The sequence below is a fragment of the Sphingomonas sp. genome (assembly GCF_019749955.1).
Taxonomy (GTDB): Bacteria; Pseudomonadota; Alphaproteobacteria; order Sphingomonadales; family Sphingomonadaceae; genus Sphingomonas.
Genome location: NZ_JAIEPC010000066.1, coordinates 1 through 12,519, shown reverse-complemented (window position 1 = coordinate 12,519; position 12,519 = coordinate 1). Strand labels below are relative to the sequence as shown.

Annotated in this window: 9 protein-coding genes; 3 read left to right on the top strand and 6 right to left on the bottom strand. The window is 64.9% G+C overall.

The annotated features are described in order from the left end of the window. Window positions 1–468 (top strand): SDR family NAD(P)-dependent oxidoreductase (locus K2W81_RS12725; protein ID WP_294104848.1); only part of this gene is annotated, 468 nt, incomplete at its 5' end. Between the two features lie 500 nt (window positions 469–968). Here the strand turns inward: K2W81_RS12725 and K2W81_RS12720 are convergent. The 4 genes from K2W81_RS12720 to K2W81_RS12705 form a co-directional block, all read right to left on the bottom strand. Beyond that, the gene (locus K2W81_RS12720) at window positions 969–1,427 is read right to left on the bottom strand and encodes a tyrosine-type recombinase/integrase (RefSeq protein WP_294104846.1); all 459 of its coding nucleotides are present in this window, start codon (window positions 1,425–1,427) and stop codon (window positions 969–971) included. A 682-nt stretch (window positions 1,428–2,109) separates the two neighbouring features. Next, window positions 2,110–3,252 (bottom strand): galactokinase, encoded by a 1,143-nt coding sequence (gene galK / locus K2W81_RS12715; protein ID WP_294104844.1) that lies wholly within the window; start codon window positions 3,250–3,252, stop codon window positions 2,110–2,112. After that, window positions 3,249–4,268 carry a UDP-glucose--hexose-1-phosphate uridylyltransferase gene (locus K2W81_RS12710; protein WP_294104842.1) on the bottom strand — a complete coding sequence of 340 codons (1,020 nt, stop codon included), beginning with the start codon at window positions 4,266–4,268 and terminating at the stop codon, window positions 3,249–3,251. Before K2W81_RS12710 ends, galK begins: the two co-directional genes overlap by 4 nt. After that, window positions 4,265–5,713, bottom strand: a complete 1,449-nt coding sequence (locus K2W81_RS12705; RefSeq protein WP_294104841.1) for an SLC5 family protein — start codon at window positions 5,711–5,713, stop codon at window positions 4,265–4,267. Before K2W81_RS12705 ends, K2W81_RS12710 begins: the two co-directional genes overlap by 4 nt. Window positions 5,714–5,798: 85 nt before the next feature. Here K2W81_RS12705 and K2W81_RS12700 point away from each other — a divergent pair, with 85 nt between their 5' ends. Beyond that, complete coding sequence (locus K2W81_RS12700; protein WP_294104839.1) at window positions 5,799–7,928, top strand: alpha-galactosidase; 2,130 nt, start codon at window positions 5,799–5,801, stop codon at window positions 7,926–7,928. After that, window positions 7,925–9,850, top strand: a complete 1,926-nt coding sequence (locus K2W81_RS12695) for a beta-galactosidase (protein WP_294104837.1) — start codon at window positions 7,925–7,927, stop codon at window positions 9,848–9,850. Before K2W81_RS12700 ends, K2W81_RS12695 begins: the two co-directional genes overlap by 4 nt. Window positions 9,851–10,010: 160 nt before the next feature. Here the strand turns inward: K2W81_RS12695 and leuA are convergent, their stop codons facing one another. Next, complete coding sequence (gene leuA, locus K2W81_RS12690) at window positions 10,011–11,669, bottom strand: 2-isopropylmalate synthase (protein WP_294104835.1); 1,659 nt, start codon at window positions 11,667–11,669, stop codon at window positions 10,011–10,013. 211 nt (window positions 11,670–11,880) lie between these two features. Further along, window positions 11,881–12,519, bottom strand: a 639-nt coding sequence (gene ilvC / locus K2W81_RS12685; RefSeq protein ID WP_294104834.1) for a ketol-acid reductoisomerase, incomplete at its 5' end; no start/stop codon positions are given.

Genomic DNA, 12,519 nt, shown 5'->3' with positions numbered 1-12,519 from the left:
TCGTCATCGGGCATTTACGGCAATTTCGGCCAGTCCAACTATGGCGCGGCCAAGATGGCGGTGATCGGCCTGATGAATGTGCTGCACATCGAAGGCGCCAAGAACAACATCCGCATCAATACGCTGGCGCCCGGTGCCGCAACGCGGATGACCGAGGAGCTGCTGCCGCCGCCCGTCGTCGCGCTTATGAAGCCCGAGCTTGTGACGCCCGGCCTGCTCTATCTCGTCAGCGAGGACGGGCCTTCGCGGGTTATTCTCGATGCGACGGCGGGCGGTTTTGCGCGGACCTATATCCATGAAACGGAAGGCGTCTGCTTTGCCCCGGACGACTGCACGCCCGAAAATGTTGCCGCCCATTTCGCTGAAATCTCCGATCCGGCGGGCCAGCATCTGTATGAGGGCGGCGGCGAACAGGTGATGAAATTCGTTACCAAGGCGGCTGCCGTGGCAGGAATGAAACTCGGCTGAACGACCGGCGATCTCCAGCTTCCCTGTGACGTCACCTCCTTTCTTTCCGCCGGTTGGAGCGAGAGTCCGACCCAAAGACGGGACGGAGGGATGAACCGGAAGCAGTTTCTGGGCGCGCGTCGTATTCAGATTTTGAACGCGGCCTAGCCGGGCGCGTAGCTGCCGTCGTGAGCTTCATGAAGAAGCGACCGCTTCTGCAATATGCGAGCTCCAAAGCGGCCATTCCGTTTCTCCTGAAGAGTTTCGGGCGCCTGCCGGCGTACGAAACTCTGGGAGGCCCGAACCTGCGGGCCGCAAGCGGTGTCCTATGGGGGTTTCGGAGTTGGGCGGGTTGGGGTGATTGTTAACCCGCCGATTTTGTCGGTTTCCGTCGCCGCGCGCCAGCCAAATGAGAGAGCGGATAACGGAGTTCCAGGCTCAGGTGTCCGGCATGGCCCGCCCGATTTGCAGGACCGGCGGCGCGGAAGATGTCGGCGACCTCAAGGGAGGTGCGCACCGGCTCAGCCGCCGGGTGCTCTTCCCTCGGTGGTGACCATCGTCAGCTTGTGGAGCGGACCGGTCACGTTCCGCATCGTCCGGGTGGCGACCTTGGTGTAATGGGCCGTGGTGTGCAGCTTCGCGTGGCCAAGCCGTGCCTGGATGATCCGCACGTCGATCCCGTCCTCGAGTAGGTGCGTGGCGAAGCAGTGCCGCAGCGTGTGCAGGAAGAAGAACCGCAACGCCGACACGATGCTGTTCATGGTCGGCACCGGTACGCCCTGGTCGGACTGCTCGACCTGCAAGCGTCGCCCATCCTCCGCCGTTGCGGTGTCGGGCGAGCGGCTCAGGAACGTGGCGAACCGCCCGACGTCGCGGATGTCGTTGCGCTCCGTTTCGCGGCAAAACCGCCGCATCTCGATCTCGTCGATGAGACGCTGGCGTAGCGGGCTGACGACAACGACGGGTAAGATGATGTTCATGGCAGGGCTCCTTTTGTTGGAACCCCGATGCTCTGCTTGCTTCCCGCAGCGCTCAACCAGCGCGCAACGACCGTTCCCCCACCTTAACCGCGCCGCACGCGCCCTCCCGCGCAGCGGGTTCGTGTTCTACCCGAGGCGGACGATCAAAGGTTCTCACAGCCGCTGAGATTGCGGTCGGGAGTCTTCAACCGAACTGTTCCATTTTCCGCCGCCAGGCGGCTGGAAGTGTCCCTGCGGTGAGCCGGAAAGCTGATACAAAACTGATATAATCGCAACGTGCTGCGGTCATTAAGTCCATGTTTTTGCTAGCTTGACTTTTTCTTCGTCCCCCCCGTAGGGGTCACCAAAGACTCAAATCGTCCGGGGGACGATTTGTGCTTTGGTGACGGAAGCGCAAGCGACCTCACCAAGGATTCAACTCGTCCGAGCAGCGAAGTCAACTTTGGTGACGGAAGCGCAAGCGACCTCACCAATCCCGCCATCACGATCCAGCCGAAACACATGCTTCGCGAAAGCCCTGTCCACGCAAAAAGTCACAAAAGTCACGACCATCCCAGGGGGGTCAGCCCTCACGGCGCCTCGCGCGCGGCGAGTCTGGTTCGATTGTCAAAGAGCGCGCAGCAATGGTTGCAGAGGTTTTCCTACAATGAAAGACTGATGAAGCGCAGTTGGCCGGCCACCACTAAACCAGCTCAACCACCCTCACCCCCCCACTCGGCCGGCAGCTGTGGATCAGGCCGGGTGCCCGCCCCACCGCGTCGAAATGACGCATCGCCGCCGCGATCAGATCGGGAATCAGCTCCTGGCGTGTGATCGCGACCACACAGCCGCCAAAGCCGCCGCCGGTCATGCGTACCCCGCCCATCCCGCCCAGCGCGTCCGAAATCGTCGCGACCAGCCGATCGATTTCGGGCGGCGTAATTTCGAAATCGTCGCGCATCGAGGCGTGCGACGCCGTCATCAGCGCGCCGATGGCGGCAAAGTCGCTCGCGGCGAGCGCGGCGGGCATGGCGTGTGTGCGCGCATTCTCGGTCACGACATGCCGCGCGCGGCGAAAGGCGACCGGGTCGAGATCGCCCTCGCCCGCCGCCAGCGTGGCACTGTCGAGATCGCGCAAAGCGGCGATACCGAAATGGGCGGCGACCGCCTCGCACGCCGCGCGGCGTCCGTTATAGGCGCTGTCGACCAGCCCGCGCGTGATGCCCGAATGGACGATCAGCACCGCCATCGCATCGGGCAGCGGCACCGGCGTCGCCTCAAGCGAGCGGCAATCGATCAGCAGCGCCGCCCCAGCCTGCCCATGCGCCGCGATCAGCTGGTCCATGTTACCGCAGGCGCAACCGACGAAATCATTCTCGGCGGCTTGGGCGATCAGCGCGAGTTCGGTGCGACCGAGCGCTCCCGCACGGTCGAAAGCAGCCGCCAGCGCGACGCCGAGCGAGGCCGATGACGACAGCCCGGCGCCTTGCGGGACGTCCCCCGCGATGCCGATCCGCATGCCATCAACCGCGATGCCGCGCGCGCGAAACACGGCGGCGACGGCGCGGACGTGCGTGCGCCAGCCGCGCGCGGGCGCGAACGGCGCGGCCGGGTCGAACCGGTCGGTTTCGCCATAATCAGCACTAACGACTTCGATCATCCCCCTCGGCCCGGCACCGACCGCCACGGCCGTCCCCCGGTCGATCGCGCAGGGCAGGACGAAGCCGTCATTATAGTCGGTATGCTCGCCGATCAGATTTACGCGGCCGGGGGCGTGGACGAGCCGGGTCGGCGCGTCGCCATAGGCGGCGCGATACGCGGCGATGGCGCGCTCGTCGGGGCTCATGCCAATACGTCCGGCACAGCGCGCAGCATCGCGGCAGCGGCTTCAGGGGTCAGGTCGCGCTGCGGCTCGGCGAGCATTTCATAGCCGACCATGAATTTGCGCACGCTCGCCGAGCGCAACAACGGCGGATAGAAATGTGCGTGAAGCTGCCAATGCTCGACCTCCGCGTCGCCAAAGGGCGCGCCGTGCCAGCCCATCGAATAGGGAAAACGCGTCGCGAACAAATTGTCGTAGCGCGCGGTCAGGCGGCGCAGGATATCGGCGAGGCTGTCGCGCTGGTCCGGCGCCAGATCGGGCATGCGCTGGATCGCAAAGCGCGGGACCAGCAGAACCTCGAACGGCCAGCTCGCCCAGAACGGCACGATCGCGAGCCAATCCGCATTGGACGCCACCTCACGCGCGCCGCCCGCTTCTCGCTTGGCGAGATCGAGCAGCATCGGCGCGGCGTGGCGGTCGCGATAGGCGCGCTGGGTCGCATCCTCGGTCGCGGTTTCGTGCGGCACATGCACCGTCGCCCAGATTTGGCCGTGCGGATGCGGGTTCGAACAGCCCATCATCGCGCCCTTATTCTCGAAAATCTGGACCGAGCGATAGCGCTGCCCAAGCGCGGCGCTCTCGGCGCACCAGCAATCGACGATCCCGCGCACCGCTGTTTGCGACAACTCGGGCATCGTGCGCGCATGATCGGGCGAATAGCAGATCACGCGCGCCACCCCATGCGCCGTCTCGGTCGCGAACAGCGGGTCATCGCTCGATGCTTCGGATGTCCCAGGCAGCACGGCGGCAAAGTCGTTGTCGAACACGAAGGTCCCTGCATAATCGGGGTTGTGCTGGCCGCCCGCGCGCGCGTTGCCGGGGCAGAGATAGCAGCCGAGATCATGCGACGACCCGCTGCTGCGGTCGGGTGCATCCTCCTGCCCCTGCCACGGCCGCGCGAGCCGATGCGGCGACACCAGCACCCACTCCCCGTTCAGCGGGTTGCGCCGCCGGTGCGGCGTGTCGGTCGGGGTGCTCACGCCGCCGCGCGCCGCCCGATCAACGACGCGCGCCCGCCCGTCAGCCGGTTGACGACCAACGCGACCGCAACCGAGCTGAAGAGCGTGACGACCATGAAATCGATGTAATGCAAGGTTATCAGATGCTGCGGCTCGAGCACGAAGGTGAACAGGCCATAGAGCGCCACGCCCCACACCACCCCTGCGGTCGCGGCATTGCCCCGGACACCGCGAAACAACAGCCCGACGATGAACGCCGACAGGATCGGCATCGACGACAGCCCGTTGAGCTTTTGCAGCAAGTTGATGATGCTCGTCGCATTTTCATAGAGCGGCACCAGCGCGATGGCGCTGAGCGTCACCAGCGCGGTGACGACGGCGCTCAGCCGCCATTGGTCCTTCACTTTGCCGACGAATTTGGCGTGGAAGTCGACCGCATAAAGCGCGACGGTCGAATTGAGCACGGCGGCGGTATGGGCAATCACGGCGGCAGCAATCATCGCCGCGAACGCGCCCGCCAGCCACGGCGGCAGGATCTTCGCGACGAGCAGCCCATAAGCCTGGTCGCCGACATTGCCGAGCAGCTTATATGCCACCACGCCCGGCACGGTGACGATGATCGGGATGATCATGATGCGGATCGCCGCCGCCGCCAGCACGCCGCGTTGCGCTTCGCCGACGGTGGGCGCGGTCATCGCCTTTTGGGTGATGTTCTGGTTGGTCGACCAGTAGAAGATCTGGATAAAGATCATGCCGGTGAACAAGGTGTGGAACGGAATCGGCGAATCCTTGCCGCCGAAGAAGGTCAGGCGCTCAGCCGGAATGCCGCTGAAATCCCCGTTGATCGCCGCCACCGCCAGCACGACGATCAGCACGGCGATCGCCAGCACACCAAAGCCCGAATAGGTATCCATCACCGCGACTGCGCGCAGCCCGCCGAGAATCGTATAGGCCGCGCTGATCACCGCGATGAGTCCGGCAAAGACGATCAGCGGCACCTCGCCCCCGAACAGCGCGCGCAGGAACAGCCCGCCGCTGTAGAGGCCCGCCGGCAGGTAAATCAGGATATTGCCGAACAGGAACAGCGCCGAAATCAGCGTCCGAACGCTGGTGGTGTCGCCCTTGTACCGCCGGTCGAGCAGCTCGGTGACGGTCGTGCAGTTGTTGCGATAGTAAATCGGCACGAAGATGAAGGCGAGGATCAGCAGCCCGACAAAGCCCGAAATCTCCCACCAGGCGAGCAGCAGCATCTGGTTGCCGTTCATCCCCACGAGCTGATCGGTCGACAGGTTGGTGAGCGTGATCGATCCCGCGACGAACACCCAGCTGAGGCCGCCGCCCGCGAGATAGACGTCCTTCTCGCTGCCGTCGTGGCGCGCGCTGCGCACCTTGAGCCAGGTGGCAAACGCAATTGCGGCGAGCAACAGGATCGCCACGCCCATCTGGACGCCGCTGTTTACCTGCATGTTGTTCCTCTCCCCGTCGCGATTTTCACGCGAGCATAGGCACTCCCCCCTTGTGCGCAAGCGGGGCTTGGCCAAGGATCGCGCCATGGCGAGCGATCCAACCGACGGCGATGCACTGGATTGCTATCCTTACCGGATCGATGGCGACGCGATCACGCTGGTGTTTGGCTTGCACATCGATGAGTCGCTTTATCTCCGCTACATCGGTGGCAAGCTGCCCGATGATGAGCAACTCACCGCGCTCGATGTGGCGCTCCAGCCGCGCAGACACGGATCGCAGCCCGACGTCCCGCGCCTCGCGACGATCTGGCCGCAGGCGGGGCGCGGCTATCTGGGGCTGCCCGCGATGGCGCTGCGGCGGGGTGACCGGTTGCTTGCGACCTACCTGACGCTTGCCGCTGGCACGCTGATCGCGGGGCGATCGGCGCATCTGGTGCTGGAGGATGTGGCCGCTGGCGTCCGCGTGACAATCGATTGGCGGATCACCTCGGGCGACGTGGTGCGCGCTGGCACGACCATCGAGAACCTTGGCGACACCCCGCTGGCAGTCGACCGGTTAGCGAGCCTCGCGCTGCCGCTACCGGGCTGGGCGACCCACGCGACGCGCTTTCACGGGCGCTGGGCGGGCGAGATGCACGAAGCGACGGCGCCGATCCCCTATGGCCGCAGCGGCGGCGAGTCGCGCGGCGGGCGGCCCGGTTTTGGCGGCGCGAACTGGCTCATTGCGCATGAGGGGGGCCTCGGTGCTGTTCAAGGGCGAGGCATCGCGCTCCACCTTGCCTGGAGTGGTGATCATGAAACGGTCATTGAGCGAGACGCCGATGGGGCGACCGTCCAGATAAGCGCGCGGCTCGACCCCGGCGAGATTATACTGGCGCCCGGCGAGAGCTTCACCACCCCCGATGCGGTCATGGCGACCGTCAGCGGCGGCTACAACGCCGTGCGGCACGCGATGCATGCGCATCTGCGCGCCGATGTGTTGCCCGATCACGCGGACTGGCCGGTGCGGCGCGTCCACCTCAACAGCTGGGAAGCCGTCGCCTTTGACATGGACGACATGCGGCTCGCGCGGCTGGCCGACGCGGGGTACGCGATCGGCGCCGAGCGCTTCGTGGTCGACGATGGCTGGTTCGCCGGGCGCCGCGACGACACGACCAGCCTCGGCGACTGGACTCCCGATCCCGAGCGTTTTCCCAAGGGGCTCGACCGGCTGATCGACTATGTCGGCGAGCTCGGCATGGATTTCGGGCTGTGGGTCGAGCCCGAGATGGTCAGCCCCGACAGCGGTCTCTACCGCGCGCATCCCGATTGGTGCCTGCACCGGCCCGGTTTTGACCGACCCACTCAGCGGCACCAACTCGTCCTCGATCTCGCCCGGCCCGAAGTGAGCGAACACCTGTATCAGGTGCTGCACACCCTGTTGTCGTCGCACCGCATTGCCTATCTGAAGTGGGATCATAACCGCGATCTCTTCCCCAATGATGGCGCTGGCCATGCCCAGACGCTCGCGCTCTACGCGCTGATCGATCGGCTCCGCGCCGCTCACCCCAAGGTCGAAATCGAAAGCTGCGCGAGCGGCGGCGGGCGGATTGATTACGCGATGCTCAGCCGCTGCCACCGCGTCTGGCCGAGCGACAATAATGACGCGATTGATCGGCTGCGCATCAACCAGGCCTGGAGCCTGTTCCTCCCGCCCGAGGTAATGGGCAATCATGTCGGCCCCAGCCCCAACCCGATCACCGGACGCGCGCTGCCGATGGCGTTCCGCGCCAAGGTCGCGATGTTCGGGCATATGGGTGTCGAGGCCGATCCGGCAGCGATGAGCGAGGAGGATCGCGCCGTGCTCGCCGCGCATATCGCCTGTTACAAGCATTACCGGGAGGTGTTGCATCACGGAGCGGTCAGTGAATTGATGTTCGACGCCCCCGGCCTTTTCGGCACGATGATCGAACATAACGGCCGCGCGCTCGCTTTGGTCGCCCGCACCGATATGGCCGACGATTACAATGCGCCGCCGGTGCGCATCCCCGGGTTGCAGCCCGACATGCGATACATCATCACCTTTCCGCTCGCCGATTTTGACGACCCGCCGAATGGCGTCGGGAACTGGGCGCTGAGCGGACGGATGCTGGGAGAGGCAGGGCTGGTGCTGCCCTTGTCGCGCCCGGCGACCGCGCATCTCCTCTATCTCGAACGCATGGATTTTGCCGGATGATGCGGCTCGGCTGTTGCTACTATCCCGAACATTGGCCTGAGGCGATCTGGGCCGATGATGCGCGCCGGATGGTCGAAATGGGCCTCACCCGCGTGCGGATCGGCGAATTTGCGTGGAGCCGAATCGAGCCCGCGCCCGGCCGCTATGACTGGGGCTGGCTCGACCGCGCGATCGAGACGCTGCACGCGGCGGGGCTCGGCATCATCCTTGGCACGCCGACCGCGACGCCGCCGAAATGGGTGGTCGATTCGATGCCCGATATGCTGGCGGTCGACGCGCAAGGGCGCGAGCGGCGGTTCGGGTCACGGCGGCATTATTGCTTCTCGCATCGCGGCTATCGCGCCGCATGCGCGCGGATCGTGGCGGCGCTGGCTGAACGCTATGGCGGGCATCCGGGCATCGTCGCGTGGCAGACCGACAATGAATATGGCTGCCACGACACCGTCGTCAGCTACTCGGCAGCGGCGGCGCAGGGCTTTCGGCACTGGCTGGCCGCGCGCTATCCCGATGCCGGCGCGCTCAACACCGCCTGGGGCAATGTTTTTTGGAGCCAGGAATATCGCACGTTCGACGAGATCGACCCGCCCCACCTCACGGTGACCGAGCCGAACCCGGCGCATGTGCTCGACTATCGCAGCTTTGCTTCGGACGAAGTGGTGGCGTTCAACCGGCTGCAAGTCGACATTCTGCGCAGCGCTTCGCCGGGGCGCGATATCGTCCATAATTACATGGGCTTCTTCACCGAATTCGATCACCACGCCGTGTCGCGTGATCTCGATGTCGCGACCTGGGACAGCTATCCGATCGGCTTTCTTGAGCAATTCTGGTTCAGCCGCGACGACAAGCTGCGCTATGCGCGGCAGGGGCATCCCGATATCGCGGCCTTCCACCACGACCTGTACCGCGGCTGCGCCAAGGGCCGCTGGTGGGTGATGGAGCAGCAGCCAGGGCCGGTAAACTGGGCCGCGCATAATCCGTCGCCGCTCCCCGGCATGGTGCGGCTCTGGACGCTCGAAGCCGCCGCGCATGGCGCCGAGCTGGTCAGCTACTTCCGCTGGCGGCAGGCGCCGTTCGGGCAGGAAATACATCACGCGGGACTGCTCCGTCCCGACAGCGTCGATGACGTGGGGGCGCATGAAGCGCGCGCGGCGGCCGGCGATCTGGCGACGCTTGGCGAGCTCGGCGCGCCTGCGAAATCGGTCGCGCTGCTGTTTTCTTATGAAGCGGCGTGGCTGTTCGAGGCGCAGCCGCAGGGGCGCAGCTTTCGGTATGTGGAGCTGGTGTTTGAGTGTTATTCGGCGCTGCGGCGGCTCGGGCTCGATGTCGATATTTTGCCAGCCGACGCCGCGCTCGATGGGTACAAGATGGTGGTCGCGCCATCACTGCCGATCCTCGACGCGGCACTGGTGGCGCGACTACAGCAGCTCGATATCCCTGTGCTATTCGGTCCGCGCAGTGGCAGCCGGACCGGCGATTGCCAGATCGCCGACGGCCTGCCCCCCGGCCCCCTTCAGGCCGCGATTCCGATTCTAATCCCGCGCGTCGAATCGCTGCGCGAAGGGCTGACCGAGTCGGGCGACGGCTTCGCAATCACCCGCTGGTTCGAACATATCGACACCAAGCTCGCCTCCGACATCGCGCTCAGCGACGGGCGCGGGATTGTCTATCGATCGGGATCGCTGCGCTATCTGGCGGGCTGGCCTGACGCCGCGTTGCTTGAGCGATTGCTCCTAGAAATGGCGGCGGAAAGCGGCCTGTCGGTTACAGCCTTGCCACGCGACATCCGGATCAGACGCGCGGGCGACGTGACCTTCGCCTTCAACTATGGGCCAGAGTCCTTCGATCTCACGGCCCTGACCAACGGCCCGCTGATCATCGGTGACCAAATCCTGCACCCCTGTGCCGTCGCCGCCTGGCGCTAGGCCATCGTCGAGTCGGGTGGAATCTTTTGCAATCCGTTCGTGCTGAGCTTGTCGAAGCACTGTCCTTCTTGTGCAGGCCGTTGGAAAAGAAGAAAGGCCCTTCGACAAGCTCAGGGCAAACGGCGGGGGTAGGTCGACCCAACCCACACCCCGTCTCGCGCTAAACCCGGTTGACCGCGCTCAGCACCGCGCGCACGCTCGCGGTCGCAATGTCAGTATCGATGCCGACCCCGAAGACGGTGCGCCCCTCGGCGGTGCGGCATTCGACATAGGCGACCGCCTGCGCATCAGCGCCGTGGCCGATCGCGTGCTCGTTGTAATCGACCACGTCGAGCGCCGCCCCGCTGCTCTCGCCGAGCGCCGCGATCACGCCTGAAATCAGGCCATTGCCACGCCCCGAAATCGACCGTTCCTCGCCATCGATCGCGACATGGCCGACGAACACCCGCTGGCCCGCCGCGCCGCTTTCCTCATAATCGCGCAGCACGAAGCGATCACCCGCACCGGGCAAATAGGTCGCCTCGAACAATTGCCAGATATCCGCCGCGTTCAACTCGCGGCTCACATCGTCAGCGAGCGCCTGGACGTGGCGGCTGAAATCGACCTGGAGCCGCTTGGGCAGCTTCAACCCCTTGTCCTGCTCGATCACCCAGGCAACGCCGCCCTTGCCGCTCTGCGAATTGACCCGGATCACGGCTTCATAGCTGCGGCCAAGATCGGCGGGATCGATCGGCAGATAGGGCACTTCCCAGAAACGGTCGTTGCGCGCTTCCTGCGCCGCGAAACCCTTTTTGATCGCGTCCTGATGCGATCCCGAAAAGGCGGTGAACACCAGATCGCCGGCATAGGGCGTGCGCGGGTGGATCGGGATGTGGGTGCAATATTCGACCGTTTTGACGACCGCGTCGATGTCCGACAAATCCAGCTTTGGATCAATGCCTTGCGTGTACATATTGAGCGCGACTGTCACCAAGTCGCAATTGCCCGTGCGCTCGCCATTGCCGAGCAGGCAGCCCTCGACGCGGTCGGCACCCGCCATGATGCCAAGCTCGGCAGCAGCGACGCCGGTGCCGCGATCATTATGCGTGTGAAGCGAAATCACCACGCTGTCGCGATTGGGGATGTGCCGACCGAACCATTCGATCTGGTCGGCATAGACATTGGGCGTCGCGCATTCGACCGTGGCGGGCAGATTGAGAATGATCGGATGGTCGGGCGTCGGGCGAAGCACCTCCATCACCGCCGCGCACACTTCGACCGAGAAATCGAGCTCGGCAGTCGAGAAGGTTTCGGGGCTATATTCGAAATGCCAGTCGGTGTCGGGCTGAGCGGCGGCGCAATCGCGCAGGATTTTTGCGCCCTCAACCGCGATGCCGCGCACTTCATCGCGCGTCATGCCGAACACGATCTTGCGCCACGCCGGGCTGACCGCATTGTAGAGATGGACGATCGCGCGCGGGACGCCCTGAAGCGACCGGAAGCTCGTTTCGATCAGGTCGCGCCGCGATTGGGTGAGCACCTGCACGGTCACATCGTCGGGAATGCGCCCCGCCGCGACGAGGCCTGAGATAAAGTCGAACTCGGTCGCGCCCGCGCTCGGGAAGCCGACCTCGATTTCCTTCATGCCGATCTTGCAGAGCAGATCGAACATCCGCGTCTTTTTCTCGGCATCCATCGGATCGATCAGCGCCTGATTGCCATCGCGCAAATCGGTCGACAGCCAGCGGGGCGCGGCGCTGATCGTGCGCGACGGCCATTGCCGGTCGGGCAAGTCGATCGTCGGGAAAGGTCGGTATTTGGTTGATGCGATCGGCAACATGGGTCTCAACTCGCGGTGGCTCGATGGGCGTTCGGGTCGGGGATGGCCCTTAGGCGGATCGTGCGCACCAGCGGCACGCGAAGACGGTCGCGCCTAAGGGCGCGTAAGTCGAAGCAGCGAAGACAGGTTGGACGCCATTCGCAAACTCTAGGCGCGAACGGGCGGGCAAGTCCAGCCGTAAGGCGACCCTGCCCGCACCGCGCTGCCCCGATCAGTTCCTGGCCTTGTCGACCAGCTTGTTGGCGCCGATCCACGGCATCATCGCGCGCAACTCGGCCCCGACTTTTTCGATCGGATGCGCGGCGGCTGCCTTGCGCGACGCCTTCAACTCGGGCTGCCCCGCGCGATTGTCGAGCACGAAATCCTTGACGAAACGCCCCGCCTGAATGTCGGCGAGCACGCGCTTCATTTCGGCCTTGGTCTCCGCCGTGATGATCCGCGGGCCGGTTTTGATGTCGCCATATTCGGCGGTGTTGCTGATCGAATAGCGCATGTTGGCGATGCCGCCTTCGTACAGCAGATCGACGATCAGCTTGGTTTCGTGGAGGCATTCGAAATAGGCCATTTCGGGCGCGTATCCGGCCTCGACCAGCGTCTCGAACCCGGCCTGGATCAGGTGCGTGATGCCGCCGCACAGCACCGCCTGCTCACCGAACAAATCGGTCTCACATTCCTCGCGGAAAGTCGTTTCGATGATGCCGCTGCGGCCACCGCCGAGCGCGCTGGCGTAGGAGAGCGCCAGTGCCTTGGCATAGCCGTTGCCCGCTTTCCCTTCGGCTTCCTGCGCGACCGCGATCAGGCACGGCACGCCGCCGCCCTTCTGATATTCGCTGCGCACGGTGTGGCCGGG

What these genes read in the sequence shown, in the direction of transcription:
- K2W81_RS12720 (WP_294104846.1), bottom strand. Translation starts at nt 1,427, where the DNA reads ATGAACATCATCTTACCCGTCGTTGTCGTCAGCCCGCTACGCCAGCGT.
- galK (WP_294104844.1), bottom strand. Translation starts at nt 3,252, where the DNA reads ATGAGCCCCGACGAGCGCGCCATCGCCGCGTATCGCGCCGCCTATGGC.
- K2W81_RS12705 (WP_294104841.1), bottom strand. Translation starts at nt 5,713, where the DNA reads ATGCAGGTAAACAGCGGCGTCCAGATGGGCGTGGCGATCCTGTTGCTC.
- K2W81_RS12700 (WP_294104839.1), top strand. Translation starts at nt 5,799, where the DNA reads ATGGCGAGCGATCCAACCGACGGCGATGCACTGGATTGCTATCCTTAC.
- K2W81_RS12695 (WP_294104837.1), top strand. Translation starts at nt 7,925, where the DNA reads ATGATGCGGCTCGGCTGTTGCTACTATCCCGAACATTGGCCTGAGGCG.
- leuA (WP_294104835.1), bottom strand. Translation starts at nt 11,669, where the DNA reads ATGTTGCCGATCGCATCAACCAAATACCGACCTTTCCCGACGATCGAC.